This is a genomic window from Brevundimonas fontaquae (assembly GCF_017086445.1).
Lineage (GTDB): Bacteria > Pseudomonadota > Alphaproteobacteria > Caulobacterales > Caulobacteraceae > Brevundimonas > Brevundimonas fontaquae.
In genome coordinates this window covers 1834993-1849425 of the sequence record NZ_CP070968.1, presented here as the reverse complement: position 1 = coordinate 1849425, position 14433 = coordinate 1834993, and the positions used below count along the sequence as shown (strand labels likewise).

The 14433-nt window shown below is 64.5% G+C and carries 11 protein-coding genes; 4 read left to right on the top strand and 7 right to left on the bottom strand.

The genetic code is table 11. The annotated features are described in order from the left end of the window. Positions 1 to 28: 28 nt before the first annotated feature. The 4 genes from JX001_RS09095 to JX001_RS09080 all read right to left on the bottom strand — a co-directional run bounded on the left by JX001_RS09095 (position 29) and on the right by JX001_RS09080 (position 7106). Positions 29 to 3124 (bottom strand): TonB-dependent receptor, encoded by a 3096-nt coding sequence (locus JX001_RS09095; RefSeq protein ID WP_205680813.1) that lies wholly within the window; start codon positions 3122 to 3124, stop codon positions 29 to 31. Between the two features lie 197 nt (positions 3125 to 3321). Continuing rightward, positions 3322 to 4827, bottom strand: coding sequence for a tryptophan halogenase family protein (locus JX001_RS09090; RefSeq protein WP_205680812.1), 1506 nt, complete (start codon positions 4825 to 4827; stop codon positions 3322 to 3324). 90 nt (positions 4828 to 4917) lie between these two features. Then, complete coding sequence (locus JX001_RS09085) at positions 4918 to 5619, bottom strand: P-loop NTPase family protein (RefSeq protein ID WP_205680811.1); 702 nt, start codon at positions 5617 to 5619, stop codon at positions 4918 to 4920. A gap of 47 nt (positions 5620 to 5666) precedes the next feature. After that, positions 5667 to 7106 (bottom strand): GumC family protein, encoded by a 1440-nt coding sequence (locus JX001_RS09080; RefSeq protein WP_066551296.1) that lies wholly within the window; start codon positions 7104 to 7106, stop codon positions 5667 to 5669. A gap of 121 nt (positions 7107 to 7227) precedes the next feature. Here JX001_RS09080 and JX001_RS09075 point away from each other — a divergent pair, with 121 nt between their 5' ends. Next, positions 7228 to 7977 carry a polysaccharide biosynthesis/export family protein gene (locus tag JX001_RS09075; RefSeq protein ID WP_205680810.1) on the top strand — a complete coding sequence of 250 codons (750 nt, stop codon included), beginning with the start codon at positions 7228 to 7230 and terminating at the stop codon, positions 7975 to 7977. A gap of 9 nt (positions 7978 to 7986) precedes the next feature. On the opposite strand, the gene JX001_RS09070 is transcribed toward JX001_RS09075, so the two are convergent. After that, complete coding sequence (locus tag JX001_RS09070; protein WP_039247692.1) at positions 7987 to 8292, bottom strand: hypothetical protein; 306 nt, start codon at positions 8290 to 8292, stop codon at positions 7987 to 7989. A gap of 318 nt (positions 8293 to 8610) precedes the next feature. Here JX001_RS09070 and JX001_RS09065 point away from each other — a divergent pair, with 318 nt between their 5' ends. Both JX001_RS09065 and JX001_RS16300 read left to right on the top strand, forming a co-directional pair. Beyond that, complete coding sequence (locus tag JX001_RS09065; RefSeq protein WP_205680809.1) at positions 8611 to 9195, top strand: RcnB family protein; 585 nt, start codon at positions 8611 to 8613, stop codon at positions 9193 to 9195. Positions 9196 to 9357: 162 nt separating this feature from the next. Continuing rightward, entirely contained in the window at positions 9358 to 10392 is a 1035-nt protein-coding gene (locus tag JX001_RS16300; protein ID WP_241004590.1) for an RcnB family protein, read from the top strand. A gap of 125 nt (positions 10393 to 10517) precedes the next feature. Here the strand turns inward: JX001_RS16300 and gatB are convergent, their stop codons facing one another. Further along, the gene (gene gatB, locus JX001_RS09055; protein WP_205680808.1) at positions 10518 to 12023 is read right to left on the bottom strand and encodes an Asp-tRNA(Asn)/Glu-tRNA(Gln) amidotransferase subunit GatB; all 1506 of its coding nucleotides are present in this window, start codon (positions 12021 to 12023) and stop codon (positions 10518 to 10520) included. Positions 12024 to 12069: 46 nt separating this feature from the next. Between gatB and JX001_RS09050 the strand changes: the two genes are divergently transcribed. Further along, the gene (locus JX001_RS09050) at positions 12070 to 12951 is read left to right on the top strand and encodes a hypothetical protein (RefSeq protein ID WP_205680807.1); all 882 of its coding nucleotides are present in this window, start codon (positions 12070 to 12072) and stop codon (positions 12949 to 12951) included. Position 12952: 1 nt separating this feature from the next. On the opposite strand, the gene gatA is transcribed toward JX001_RS09050, so the two are convergent. Further along, positions 12953 to 14431 (bottom strand): Asp-tRNA(Asn)/Glu-tRNA(Gln) amidotransferase subunit GatA, encoded by a 1479-nt coding sequence (gene gatA / locus JX001_RS09045; RefSeq protein ID WP_205680806.1) that lies wholly within the window; start codon positions 14429 to 14431, stop codon positions 12953 to 12955. Positions 14432 to 14433 lie beyond the last annotated feature (2 nt).

The following is a 14433-nucleotide window of genomic DNA, read 5'->3' as shown; positions in this document are numbered from 1 at the left end:
CCCCAAGTCTTCGCTCAGAGAAGAAGTCTCAGAAGGTGTAGCGCAGGCTCAGCGTCACGCGACGGTCGCTGCGGAAGTAGGAGCGCGGAGCAAGCGGGCCGGCCTGGTTCGCGCCGTTCAGGTTATAGGACGTCTGCTGCTGCGTGACGGTGACCTCGTCCAGCAGGTTCGCGCCATACAGGCCGATCTTCCAGTTGTCGTTCAGGGTGTAGAAGATCGAACCATCAAGCTGACCGGTCGAGTCGTTGAAGATCGGCGAGTACGGGTTCACGTCGTCGCGCGGCGTCAGCAGGAAGCCATTGCGCCAGTTGTAGGCCAGGCGAGCCGACAGCCGATCCCGCTCGTAGAAGACCGAGAAGTTGTAGGTGTGTTTAGACAGCTGCTGCAACGGCAGTTCCAGACCCACATAGCGCGGCTCGGTCACAGCATTGGGGAAGGTCGAAGGCTCGACGAAGGTGTAGTTCGCCTCGATCCCCAACCCGCTTAGCAGACCCGGCAGGAAGCTGTAGGTCTGCTGATAGCCAACCTCGAAGCCCTTGATCCAACCGGAGCCGATATTGACCTGCTGGTTGACCAGAACGTCGGTCGAGACGCCCTGAGCGTTGCTGAACGGCTGCACGAACGAGCCGCTCGCCAGGATGTCCGTCAGATCCTTGTAGAAGGCGTTGAAGGTCAGCGAGCTGCCCGGCTTGAAATACCACTCCACGCCGAGGTCATAGTTCCAGGCGCGCACACCCGTGAGCAACGAACCCCCGCCGTTAGTGGTGAGCAGGGGCGCCGTATTGACGTCGCCGCCGTTCGCCCGGATTTGATTCATGTCGGTGTAGAACAGGCCCGCCGAGAAGGCGGTCACGCCGAAGTCTGGACGGGTCATGGCCCGCGAGACGGCGCCGCGGAAGACCCATTCCTTGTACTTCAGGTTGACGTTCAGGCTGGGCAACCAGTCGTCATAGCTGTTGGTCCGCTCCACAGGCTGGGTGCTGCCGTCGCTGAAGGCGATCAGGTCGTTCAACCGGGCGTCGGAAAGCAGGCAATAGCCCGGCCCGGACTGGCCAGGCTGAATCAGCCCGCAGCGATAACGCGCAATGGCGGCTGCATTGGCTTGAGTGACGGGAATCCCCTGACCTGGGAATCTCGGGTCATTCCTTTCGGCGTCACCGAACTGCTCGCCCAATTTCGGGGTCGTAATGAAGCCCTGGGTCTGGAAATCCGTTTTGGCGTAGCGGAGGCCGATATTGCCCGAAAGCGCCGTGTCTGCGCCAAAGATGTCGTCGCGACCGAAGTCGAACCGAACATAGGCGGATGTCGTCTGTTCCGACGAAATGTTCGTCTCGCCGGGCAAGAATGGCGTGCCGGAAACCACACCGTCACGCTGATCCAACGGCTTCCACGTGGCGCCCGGGCTGCGAACGCCCGCCAAAGCCGCCTGTAGCGTTCCGTCACGATAGGCCGAGGCCAGACCGACGGTCGGATAATAGCTGTTCATCGGCGTCGGGTTGTGCCCGCGCTGGAAGTTGGGGAAGTCGTATTGAGCGACCGCCAGCGGTCCAGTGGTCTGGAAGGGCGAAACGCCGCCGGCCCAGCTTTCCGAAATCGCACCCCAGTTATAGGCGCTGTAGCGGCGCGTCTGCTCGCGATCCGAATAGCGGGCCCCCATGCGGATGGCGCGCAGGGAGGAGTTGTCGAAATCGTATTTCAGGTCGGCCTTGAACGCCTTCTGGTCGCCCTCGGATTGTTCGACGTGATCCATGGCGGCGCGGTAGTAGAAGTTAGCCGGATCGTTGGTCAGGGCCGAGGGCTGGCCCGAGGCGTCGACGAACTGAATGTCCGGCACGCCGTGACGGCCTTCTCCGATCAGGGTGTAGACCGGCGTGATCGCGCCGTAGATGCTCATGTCCACGTCGTCGGCCGAGGCCTTGCTGTACTGGGCGTCCAGCCAGATCGACAGACGGTCGGTGGGGTGGAACTCCGCCGCCAGCGAGAAGTCTTCCGTCAGGGTCTGGAGATCGCGCTCGCGCTTGGGCGCCACCTGCAGGTTCGGGGCGTTGTTGACCAGAAGCCCGCTGGTGAAAACGCCGTCGGAGCCATAGGTGAAGGGATTGCCGGCGGTGGGGGTCGGATCGCCGCCGCTGCCCAGGTCAACCTCGATCACACGCTCGGTCCAGCCGGAACGCGAATCCGCCCGGATGTACTCGCCAGTCAGTTTGGCGCGGCCGTCGTTCGATTCCCATTGCAGCGAACCGTCCAGGGTCGAGCGCGAGCGGTCGAACTGCTGGGTCCGCACGGCGCCGCCGCGCGGCACATAGCGACGATCATCGCCGTTCGACAGATCGGACCGATAGGTGAAGTCGGTGAGATGGCTGCCGTAAGCTTCGGAATAGAGGTCGGATTCGCCATAGCTCAACAGGGCGCCGAACGAACCGTACTGCGTGTCCCAGACGTTGCTGATCAAGGACGAGAAGCCCAGGCCCGGCTTTTCGCGTAGGTCACCATATGATCCTTCAGCCGTCGCGCCGAAGACGAATTTGCGGCTGTCGAACGCCTTGCGGGTACGCAGATCGACGACCCCGGCGATGCCGCCTTCGATCCGGTCGGCCGTCGCATTCTTGAACACCTGCACGCTCGACAGCAGTTCCGGCGAGACGTCGTTGAAGCCCAGGGCGCGGCCGGTGTTCACGCTGAAGGCGTCGCGGCCGTTGAACTCCGAGCGGACGTAGGACAGGCCGCGAATGATGACGTTGGAACCTTCGACCGAGAAGTGGTCGGGGTCGGTCGGGCCCTGGAAGCGGTTGATGTTCACGCCGGGGATGCGCTGCAGCACCTCGTTGACCGACTTGTCCGGCAGGGCGCCGATGTCGTCGGCGGTCACCGCATCGACGAAGGTGTCGGAGTCGCGCTTGATCGCCTGCGAGGACGCGATCCGCGCGCGGATGCCGGTGACGACGACGTCATCGACCTGCGCCGCATCATCCGCGGGCGCCGTCGTTTGCGGCTCGGCGTCCGACTGGGCGTGGGCAGCGGTCGCGCCGACCACGGCGACGGTCAAGGCCAGGGCGGACACGGAGCGGCGCAGCCCTCGCGCAAAGGGCGCACGTCCGGCGTGAAAGATCTCTGACTTCATCATGGTTTCCCCCGAGGTCCGACGGCGATGCCCGTCGCGAAGTTGTCGGCAGCCTTATCGACCGTCCGCGAGCGGGTAGGAACGCTCGATTGACAGCGATGTCAACGCCCCACGACAATCTTTCTGGGGTTTTCTCGCGCAGTCGGGATGGCGGTCACCCGTCAACAAAGACGTTGGAACCGCGACGGTCGCTCAGCTATCTACGGCCGACGCGCCATCGTCGCCGACAGCGCATCGGCGTGCGTCGGCAGGGCGTCAGCCGTGCGCCAGATGCTGTCACGGATCGCCGACAGCCGGCCCAGGTTGGCGTCATGACCGATGACGTCGGAAATCGGGTGACGTCCCTGCGGCGTCAGCCCCTGCCCCACCGCGACCGCCAGCCAACTCGATTCGGAAAAGATGTCATGGTCGCGCCTGACGATCCGACCCGTCTCCTCGAACAGGGCGATCTTGGCCGCCAGCCTGTCCGGGATCGGCATGTCGCGCACCTGGCTCCAGAACGGTCCCGCTCGCTGGTTGACCTTGTAGTGCAGGATCAAGAAATCGCGGACCGTGACGAATTCCTCCTCCATCAGCGCGTTGAACTCGCTGCGAAGCCCCTCGCTGTTCTTCTGCGACGGAAACAGGGTGATCAGCTTGGTGATGGCGCTCTGGATCAGGTGAATGCTGGTCGATTCAAGCGGCTCGAGGAATCCGCTCGACAGTCCGACCGCCACGCAGTTGCGCTTCCAGCAGTCCTTGCGCCGGCCTGTGGCGAACCGCAGGCGGCGCGGCTCGGCCAGAGCCGTGCCCTCCAACCGGCCCATCAGCGCGTCCTCGGCCTCTTGATGCGAGATGTGCGCCGAGGAATAGACGTAGCCGTTGCCCACACGGTGTTGCAGCGGGATGCGCCACTGCCATCCGGCTTCGCGCGCCGTCGACCGCGTGTATGGCGATAACGGCTCCTCGCGCTCGCACGGCACGGCGACAGCGCTGTCACACGGAAGCCAGGAACTCCAGTCCTCATAGCCTGACCTCAATGCCTGCTCGATCAGAAGGCCGATGAAGCCGGTGCAATCGATGAAGAAGTCGCCTTCTATGATCCGGCCGTCGGCCAGCCTGACGCCAGCGATATCGCCATCCGCCGCCTGCTGGACCTCGACCACCCGCCCTTCGCGCCTGACGACCCCCAGCCCCTCCGCAAAGCGGCGCAGGAAGGCCGCATAGAGCGCCGCATCGAAATGATAGGCGTAGCCCAGGCTGGACAGCGGCGACTGCGGCCCGCCCTGCGGATGAACGAAACGGCCACGGCGCGCGGCCTGCCAGGCCATGGAATAGGTTTCCAACGGCGCCGACCCGCCTTCGGCGCAGGCCTTCAGCCAGAAATGATGAAAGGCGATGCCTTCCATATCCAGCCCAAAGGCGCCGAACGGATGGAAATAGCGCTCGCCCTCGCGTCGCCAGCCGTCGAACTCGATCCCCAGCTTGAACGTGGCCTTGGTCTCACGCAGGAAGTCCGCCTCGTCGATCCCCAGGCGCGCGTTGAACTTCAAGATTTCAGGGATCGTCGCCTCGCCGACGCCGATGATGCCGATGGCTTCGGATTCGACCAGGATCACGGTCTTCCCCGCGCCCTCGAACGCATGCGCCAGCGCCGCCGCCGCCATCCACCCAGCAGTCCCACCGCCGACGATGACGATGCGATTTATGATTGAGCCGTCAGACAACGCCGATCTCCATAGAAAAATGGGCGCTCCGACCCAACGTCGCCGATAGCGTCATTCTCACGCGGCGGCGAGATATTAAGCGGATCGTCGTTAGCCCATCAGTCGCCGCAGGAACCCCGGCGCCTTGTAGGTCGAGCGGTTCATGACCACCCCGGCGATCTTGCCGCCGACGGCTTCAATCTCGTCGCGCAGGATGACCGGCGCGTGGGCGGCGGTGCTTTCTGCCGCGACCACCAGCACCGTCATGTCCACGAAGGGCGCCAGGATAATCGCCATGTCGTTGCGGTCTGCGGCGGGCGCGTCGATGACGATGGTGTCGGCGTGGGGTCGCAGCGCCTCCCAGTAGCGGGGCTCTCCGATCGCCTCGACCCGGTGTCCGGATCGCAACGCTTCCATGTGGAAATGCGTGACCCACAGCCGGCCGCCCAGGCAGGACCGCGCCGTCAACAGTCGCGAATCCGGCACAGGTTTGCCGTCGCGCCCGGTCACGCGCGGCGTCACGGCGTAAAAGCTTGAGCCGTCAGGCGAGCCTTGCGCCGCCTTACCGACCTGACCGAACCGATCCGGCTCGGCCGACACCGTCTCCAACTGCCCCTGTTGCGCCAGGTCGCCGTCGATCAGCCAGACGGGCTTGCGCGCCCGCACGGCCGCCAATCGGGCGAACTCACGCGCCACGGTCGAGACGCCCTCGCCGGTCGCGGCGGAGGCGAACTGGATCACCCGCGCACGGTGCGCCGGCGCCGGTCCCAGCGCCGCCCAAAGGCCCGCCATTTCTGAAGTCAGATCGACCATCGAATCGCCAAGGCGCTCCCTAAGCCCTCAGCCTAGCACGACTTTACCTACGCCGCCTTGGCGGGCGCGACGGCCAGGACCGGCATGTCCAGGGTGCGGCTGACCGAGGCCGGCGTCGTGAAGCCGCGCCGCGTGAACACGCGCAACAGGCCGACGCACAGGGCGGTGAAGCCCGCGAACAGGAAGACCGCCGCCAGCAGCGGGATCTTCAGGCTCTTGCCCGTCGCCGGAGGCTGGGCGCGTTCGATGACGGTGACGTTGTCGGCGCCAGCGGCGACCAGGGCGTTATCGGCGCGGCTCTGGGTCTCGCGCTGCTGGAACTCTCGGATCGAGGCGCTCAGCACTTCGCGATTGCCGGCCAGGGTCGTGTTCTCGGATTCCAGCGCCGTCAGCCGCGCCTGACGCGAACGGATGTCGGCCAGCTGCCGGTCCAGGACCGCCAGACGCGCCGCCAGCGAGTCGCGCTCGGCCCGAGTGTTGATCCGCGTCGTCTCCAGCTCGGTCCAGACGGGGTTCGGCCCGGTGCGGACCTCCTTGGCCCCGACGGCCGTGCCGGTCGCGACATAGGCTTGCAGTTGATTGATCCGCGCCTCGATGTCCTTCACCGGCTGGGCGTCGGGCTGATAACGTGACAACAGCTGCTCGCGCTCGGTGCGCAGTTGAAGCACCTGGTCCTGGGCCGAGATGTTCAGATCCTGTTGCAGCGCCACCTCAGCCGGTGTTCCCGCCTGCTGCGCCACCAGGGTGTTCAGCCGCTGGGCGGTCTGGTTCAGCTGGCTCTGTGTCGACATCCGATCGGTGAAGACCGTCTGATAGGTCGCCGCCAGCGTCGCCTTGGCCGCAGTGAAGTCGCCGATGTCGTTGGACGCCAGGAAGGCCTCATAGGCTCGGTCCGCATTGCCGAGTTCATCCTCGAAGGCGATGCGCTGGCTGGCGATGGCCGGCGTCTTGTCCTGGAAGACTTCGCGGCGATAGATCAGATATTGCTCGATGATCGTGTTCAGGACCCGGGCCGCCCGTTCGGGATCGTCGGCCTTGTAGGTCAGATGGATGACCGCGCTGCCCGGCGCCGTGGCGACGCCCAGGCCGCCGCCGACGGCCTTCAGCGCGGCGGACCGTGCGGCCTGCGGACTGCCCTTGGGCGGCTCGCCCAGGATGGCGGCGGGACCCAAGGCCTCGACCACCTTCTGACGCACGGCGCTGGAGCCCAGGATGGCGGCTTCGGAGTTGGCGACCTCGTCGCCCTGCGGCGCCTGGCCCCGCTCGGCCGTGCCGACGCGCGGCTGATAAACGTATTCCTGCCCCACGCCCGCAAACACCGAACCGGTTGCGGTGTAGCTCTTCTTCAGAGTCATCGCAGCGGCAAACCCCAGCCCGAGGATCACCACGAAGACGACGATCATCAGCAGCAGTTCGCGGAACAACAGGCCGATCACGTCCAGAACGCCGTAGCGCGGCCTTGTGGTGACGTGTGCGGTGGAGCGCATCGGGCGGGCCGAATCCCTTGAAAGGCGTGTAGTCCTCACCCTTCGCCCACCGGCGTTAACCGATGATTACCCATAACCGGCGAGGTTGCCTGATATCCCTCGTCGAGGCCGACCGATTCCCATGCTGACCGATCGCCGCCTGTTTCTGCTGACCCTGGGTTCAGCCTCCATCGCCGCCTCGTTGGCGGGCTGCGGAGGTGTGATCGGGAATCGTGACGCCGGGCGGCTTGACCAGTCGCCTTACGATGACCTCACCGGCCTGTCCTTCGCCCGATGGACGGATCAGGAGCCGGAATATCTGCTGTATCCGGGCGATGAGATCGAGGTGGCGACGCCGACGGCTTCGGAGCTGACACGGACGGTCAAGGTCGGTCCAGACGGTCGGATCGCCCTGCCCCTGATCGGATCGGTCATGGCGGCGGATCGCACCCTGCCCCAGCTTCAGCAGGTCGTCTCGGCAGCCTACGCGCCCCAGCTCGTGCGCCCTGTTGTCGAGGTCACCCTGCGCCAGGCCGGCCCGATCCGTGTCTGGGTCGACGGCGAGGTGCGCAGCCCGGGCGTCTTCGAAATGATCGGCGATCTGGACGCCTATCAGGCGGTAATTCAGGCCGGTGGTTTCGCTCCGACGTCGCGTCAGGACAGCGTGGCCCTGATCCGTCGCGGTCCGGGCGGATCGCGCATGATGCGGGTGGTGGACCTGCGTCCGCGTCGCGGCGAGGTCGTGCCGTTGCGGCGTGGCGACATCGTTTTCGTGCCGCGCTCGACGCTGGGCGAACTGGCGGCCTTCTTCACCCAGGTGCGCGCCGCCCTGCCTATAGGCTTCAGCTATTCGATCAACGGATCGAACGGCAACGGCTACGCACAGTTCTGAGCCAGTCGTTTAGGCGACCAGCTGAACCACGCCCTGGTCGATGTAGCGTCGCGCGGCCTTCTGGGCTTCGGCGATCTCCTCGCGTTCCATCTCCAGGCTCATTTCGCGGCGATAGACGCGCGCCTCGATCGAACCCTTCATGGCCGCCAGGTTGAAGATCATGTGGGCCGACACCCGGTCCATCGGGCAACCGCCCGATCCGGCCGAATACATCATGCCCAGTTTGAACAGGTCGTCGCCGGACATGTCCGGGGTCGGCAGCGGCAGACCGTCGTCGTGGGCCTGCAGGTCGTGCGCCATTTCTTGCGCGTTCATCACCGTATCTCCTGATCGGGCGCCATTCTGGACCCGCCTCTGAGACGCCATCAAATACCGGTGGTTTGAAGTTAAAGTTAACGGCGAACGGCCTCGCACGGACTTTTCAGTAAAGCAGAGATGAATACTTCCCGTGGGATTCAGCCTTCGGAAATCCTTGGGAAATCTCTCGTTTACGTTCCGCGCTAGGCCCTACGACTTCTGCTGACAAAGCCTGACGCCATCGTTCAGCGAGCGTTCAGGCGCACAGTCCGACCTTGGTCATCATTAACGGGTCGGATCGGCACATCCGTCGGCGGCCCAGAATGGAGCACGAAGATGAACCGCCTCACCAAGGCCGCCGTCGTCGCCCTCGCCCTGTCGACCACGGCCGTGCCGATGCTCGTTCAGGCCCAGGACCGCGACCGCCGCGAGTATCGTCAGGATCGCCGTGATGACCGCCGCGACTTCCGCCAGGAACGCCGTGAAGATCGCCGCGACTGGCGCGACGGTCGCTATGACAGCCGCCAGGACTATCGTCGTGATCGCCGCGACGACCGTCGCGACTACTGGGCGGAACGCCGGGACGACCGTCGCGATTGGCGCAACGACCGCTGGGACCGCAACAACAGCAACTGGTGGCGCGGCCGCTCGGACTTCCGCGGCTACAACGGCCCGCGCTCGGGCTACTGGTATGCCCCCAGCTACGGCTACTACCGGGTCGAGCCGCGCTACAGCAACTATCGGTGGCGCACGGGTGGGTACCTGCCCTACCAGTATCGCAACTACTACGTCCGCGACCCCTATGTTTACGGCCTTCGCGAAGCGCCGCGCGGTTATCGCTACGTCCACGCCGGCAACGACATCCTGTTGATCGCTGTGGCCAGCGGTCTGATCGCCAGCGTCCTCTCGGGCGTCTATTAAGCCCCGTCATAACCGGACGATCGAACCCCGCAGGTCTTGCCTGCGGGGTTCTGCTTTTTCCGGCAGCCCCTTGATTGCGAACAGTGTTCAGCCTGGGTTCATCGCCACGGATCAACGATCGCCTCAAGCCGCCGGAGACCCGGCGTGCAGGAACCAAAGACCATGAAACGCCTCCTGATGGCTTTCACCGCCATCGCCGCCGTCGCCGGCCCGCTTGCAGCTCCGATACAAGCCCTCGCCCAGGAACACGACCAGGCTCAGCAGGAACGGCCGCAGCGCGAAGGGCGCGCGCGCGGCATGAACCGGCCCGAGCGCCCGCAGATGAGTCGTGAGGACGGACCGCGCGAGCCTCGCCCCGAACGTCCCAGCCGACCCGCAAACGATACGCCCCGTCCCGAGCGCCCGTCGGCTGGCGAACGCCCCAATTCTGGCGGCCAACGTCCGGATCGTCCCGAAGGCGGATGGTCTCGGCCTGACCGCCCCAACACGGCCGGCCAGCGTCCCGACCGACCGGAAGGCGGCTGGAACCGCCCTGATCGCCCGAACACCGGCGGCCAGCGTCCGGATCGTCCCGAAGGCGGCTGGAACCGGCCCGATCGTTCGAACACAGGCGGCCAGCGTCCCGACCGCCCCGAAGGCGGTTGGAACCGTCCCGATCGCCCGGACACCGGCGGCCAGCCTCCCGACCGACCGGAAGGCGGCTGGAACCGACATGATCGGCCCGACCGCCCAAATGCGGGCAGTCAACGCCCCGACCGTCCCGGAAACGGCTGGAACCGTCCCGACCGTCCAGGCTCGGGCTGGAACAACGGTCGTGACCGCGACCGTCAGCACCGCGAATTCCGCCAGCGCTTCAACGGCGATCAGTGGCGGCGCGACTTCTATCGCAACCACCGCTCGGACTGGTGGCGCAACGATCGGCGCTTCAGGGGGTACAACGGCGTGCGCGTCGGCTTCTACTTCGCGCCGGGTTGGGGCTACTACAGCGTGCCGCGCTCCTACTGGGGCCGGTCGTGGTCGGTCGGCCAGTACCTGCCAGACGTCTTCTGGCGCTATCAGCTGAACGACTGGCGCACCTATGGCCTGGGCTATCCCCCCGAGGGCACGCGATGGGTCTCCGTCGACAACAGCCTGTATCTCATCGACGAATACGACGGCTATATTATCGACGTCATTCGCGACGCTTGGCGCTGGTAAGAGCAAAGGCCCGGAGAGCAATCTCCGGGCCTTCTTTCTAGCATGATGTCTCGCTCAAGCAGCGAGCGACCGCGTCGCGAGCGTTAGCGACCAGCCGGGGGTTTGGGGGCCGCAGCGCCCGAGCATCAAAGCCCCAGCTTGGCCTTCAGGATGTCGTTGACCGCCGCCGGATTGGCCTTGCCGCCCGTGGCCTTCATGACTTGACCGACGAACCAGCCGATGGCCTGGGGCTTGTCAGCCACAGCCGCCGCCTTGTCCGGGTTGGCGGCGATGATTTCGTCCACGGCCTTTTCGATGGCGCCGGTGTCCGTGACCTGTTTTAGGCCGTGCTTCTCGACCACCTCGGCCGGCGAACCTTCGCCGTTCCAGACGTGATCGAAGACCTCCTTGGCGATCTTGGACGAAATGACATTCGTCTCGATCAACTCCACCAGCTGCGCGACGTGCGCTGCCGGCAGCGTATTCTCGCTGAAGTCCTTGCCCTCGGCCGCCAAGCGCGCCGAAACCTCGTTGGTGACCCAGTTGGAGACCAGTTTGGCGTCCCGACCCTTGGCGGCGGCTTCGAAATAGTCGGCCTTGGCCTGTTCCGAGATCAGCACGATGGCGTCGTATTGCGACAGGCCATAGTCCGCCATCAGGCGCTTGCGCTTGTCGTCCGGCAGCTCGGGCAGCGACGCCTTGATCTCGGCGATCCAGGCCTCTTCCAGGTCCAGCGGCAGCAGGTCGGGATCGGGGAAGTAGCGATAGTCCTGCGCCTCTTCCTTGGACCGCATCGAGCGCGTCTCGCCAGCCGTCGGGTCGTACAGGCGCGTCTCCTGAGTGATCGAACCGCCGTCTTCCAGGATCTCGATCTGGCGGCGCGCCTCATACTGGATCGCCTGAGAAATGAAGCGGAAGCTGTTGACGTTCTTGATCTCGCAGCGCGTCCCCAGATAGCCGAAGTCGCCCGTCTCCTTAAACTTGTCGTAGTTGCCGGCCCGGCAGACCGACACGTTCACGTCAGCCCGCAGATTGCCCTTCTCCATGTCGCCGTCGCAGGTGCCCAGATAGATCAGGATGGTCCGGATCTTCTTCACATAGGCCACCGCCTCGTCCGGCGTGCGCAGGTCGGGCCGCGACACGATCTCCATCAGCGCCGTGCCGGCCCGGTTCAGATCGACGTAGCTTTCGGTCGGCGACAGGTCGTGGATCAGCTTGCCCGCATCCTGCTCCAGGTGCAGCCGCTCGATGCCGACGTTGAAGAAGCTGCCGTCCTCGGCCTCCACCTCGACCACGCCTTCACCCACGATAGGGTAATAGAGCTGGCTGATCTGATAGCCGGTCGGCAGGTCGGGATAGAAGTAGTTCTTGCGGTCGAACTGGCTGCGGCGGTTGATCTGGGCGCGCAGGCCCAGACCCGTCTTCACCGCCTGTTCGACGCAGTGTTTGTTCAGCGTCGGCAGCATGCCAGGGAAGCCCGCATCGACCAGCGACACCTGCTCGTTCGGCCCCGCGCCAAAGCCTACGGCGGCCCCGGAGAACAGCTTGGCCTTCGACGCCACCTGGGCGTGGATTTCCAGCCCCATGACGATTTCCCAATCGCCGGTGCGGCCCTTGATGGTTTTCGAGGTGGCGGATTTAGTGTCGGTCATGTGTGCCGTATTACGGTGCGGATATCTGTTGGGCGAGATAGTCTCTATGAACCGGAAGCCATATCCATCGCCATCTGAAATTGTCCGTATGGATGACGATTTAGCTAGCAAGGGCGTTCCGATCCATCAGCGCGCCACGCAAGCTCATCTGAAATGGATGAGCACTCCTCCATTCGTCGATGGAGTCGTGGACTTTGCTGCAGAAGGGCGGTGGTTCGATGATCAGTGGAAAGAGCTTCATCCGTCAGCAATCGTAGAAGCCGAGCCTTTCATGTTTCTAGCCGTATCGGCGCGAGGCGTGAGTTATCGCTACGACCCGCCGATGATTTTCGGCGCGCCAACTATTAATCCGATGGATTTCATCAAATTCACAGCTGCCGAAAGCGAGCGGCTGTTCAAGAAAGACCCCAAGGCCTGGTGGGAGTTGTATTACCAAGCCATCGACTGTCTCGACCTGTTTCTAAATCGGCTCGACCTTCCAACAAATTCAGCTTTAGCCATTCGATTGAAGATGGTCGCCTGCGGGCAGTTGGAAGCCACCGCAAGGCAAATGGTCGCTTCTGCCCATGACGCTTCTCTACCTCAAGCAACGTCACTGATCGCAGAGATGGCTATAAAAGCCGCTCTCGCATGCAAGGGCCTAGATGATCGTGCGATCGAGAAATTTGGTCATCATCTACGGAAGTCTGCCACCAAGTTGAACGAACTCTGCCCCTCGGTTCTTGATAATGAATTTTTAGAGGCAGCTTCGTCACTCGATGGATACGTTCAGTCTCGATATGACCCTCCAATGCTTAAACCAGAAGAAGCTCAAGCAAGGTATGGTCGAGCGCTATTCGTCGCTTCTGAAGCGCTGAGGCGTGTTGGGCACCACCGCCTTGGCCACCGTTTCGCAACAGATCCAGCAACTCCGAAAAGGTGGACTTAAACTACCACCACTTGCCCGGCTTGGCCGTGAAGCCCGCCGCCCGTTCCAGCGCAGCGCCGACCTGGAAGACCGTCGCCTCGTCCAGCGCCTTGCCGATGACCTGCAGACCCAGCGGAAGGCCGCCGGCGTCCACGCCCGCCGGCACCGAAATGCCCGGGAGGCCGGCCAGATTGGTCGTCACCGTGAAGACGTCGTTCAGATACATGGTCAGCGGGTCGATCTGCTTGTCGCCCAGCGCGAACGCAGCCGACGGCGTCGACGGCGTCAGGATGGCGTCCACCTGGCCCCAGACGTTGTCGAAGTCCTCAGCGATGCGGCGACGAACCTTCAGCGCCTTGACGTAGTAGGCGTCGTAGAAGCCGGCCGACAGCACATAGGCGCCGATGGTCAGGCGACGCTGGACCTCCTTGCCGAAGCCCTCGGCGCGCGAGGTCGCGTACAGATCGTCCAGCGACTTGAAGTCCTCCGCCCGATGCCCGAACCGCATCCCATCATAGCGGGCCAGGTTCGACGACGCCTCGGCCGGCGCCACGATATAATAGGTCGGCAGGGCGTATTTGGTGTGCGGCAAGCTGATCTCGACGATCTCGCACCCGGCGTCCTTCAGCCAGGCCACGCCCTGATCCCACAGCGCCTGAATCTCGGCCGGCATGCCATCCACGACATATTCGCGCGGCACGCCGATGCGCAGGCCCTTGACCGACTGGCCGACCGATTTCGTCCAGTCGGGCGTCGGGATGTCCAGGCTGGTCGAATCCTTGGCGTCGAACGAGCACATGGATTGCAGCAGCAGGGCCGCGTCCTCGACCGTCTTGGTGATCGGCCCGGCCTGATCCAGCGACGAGGCAAAGGCCACCATGCCGAAGCGGCTGGCGCGGCCATAGGTGGGCTTGATGCCGACCGTGCCGGTGAAGGCGGCGGGCTGGCGGATCGAGCCGCCGGTGTCCGATGCGGTGGCGGCCAGGCAGAGATCGGCCGCCACGGCCGAGGCCGAACCGCCCGACGATCCGCCCGGCGTCAGCTCGACGTTCGAGCCGGTCGACTTCCACGGGTTCTTCACCGGGCCAAAGGCCGAGGTCTCGTTGGACGAGCCCATGGCGAACTCGTCCATGTTCAGCTTGCCCAGCATGACCGCCCCGTCGCGCCAGAGATTGGCGGTAACGGTCGATTCATAGGGCGGCACGAAGCCGCGCAGCATGTTGGAGCCGGCCGTCGTCTGGACGCCCTCGGTGCAGAACAGGTCCTTGATCCCCAACGGCGCCCCTTCCAGCGCCCCGCCCTGGCCGGCGGCGATGCGGGCGTCCGACGCGCGGGCCATGTCCATGGCCTTGTCCGCCGTCACCTCGACATAGGCGTTCAGGGTCGGGTTCGCGGCTTCGATCGTAGTCAGGAAGGCCTGGGTGATTTCGGCCGAGGTGAAGTCCTTGGCCTTCAGCCCGTCGACGGCGCCCTTCAGCGTCAGTTTGGTCAGGTCGCTCATGA

Bases quoted from the DNA above. Each gene is read 5' to 3' on its own strand.
- JX001_RS09085 (WP_205680811.1), bottom strand. From the start codon at position 5,619: ATGGTCGATCTGACTTCAGAAATGGCGGGCCTTTGGGCGGCGCTGGGA.
- gatB (WP_205680808.1), bottom strand. From the start codon at position 12,023: ATGACCGACACTAAATCCGCCACCTCGAAAACCATCAAGGGCCGCACC.
- JX001_RS16300 (WP_241004590.1), top strand. From the start codon at position 9,358: ATGAAACGCCTCCTGATGGCTTTCACCGCCATCGCCGCCGTCGCCGGC.
- gatA (WP_205680806.1), bottom strand. From the start codon at position 14,431: ATGAGCGACCTGACCAAACTGACGCTGAAGGGCGCCGTCGACGGGCTG.
- JX001_RS09050 (WP_205680807.1), top strand. From the start codon at position 12,070: ATGAACCGGAAGCCATATCCATCGCCATCTGAAATTGTCCGTATGGAT.
- JX001_RS09095 (WP_205680813.1), bottom strand. From the start codon at position 3,124: ATGATGAAGTCAGAGATCTTTCACGCCGGACGTGCGCCCTTTGCGCGA.
- JX001_RS09080 (WP_066551296.1), bottom strand. From the start codon at position 7,106: ATGCGCTCCACCGCACACGTCACCACAAGGCCGCGCTACGGCGTTCTG.
- JX001_RS09070 (WP_039247692.1), bottom strand. From the start codon at position 8,292: ATGAACGCGCAAGAAATGGCGCACGACCTGCAGGCCCACGACGACGGT.
- JX001_RS09075 (WP_205680810.1), top strand. From the start codon at position 7,228: ATGCTGACCGATCGCCGCCTGTTTCTGCTGACCCTGGGTTCAGCCTCC.
- JX001_RS09065 (WP_205680809.1), top strand. From the start codon at position 8,611: ATGAACCGCCTCACCAAGGCCGCCGTCGTCGCCCTCGCCCTGTCGACC.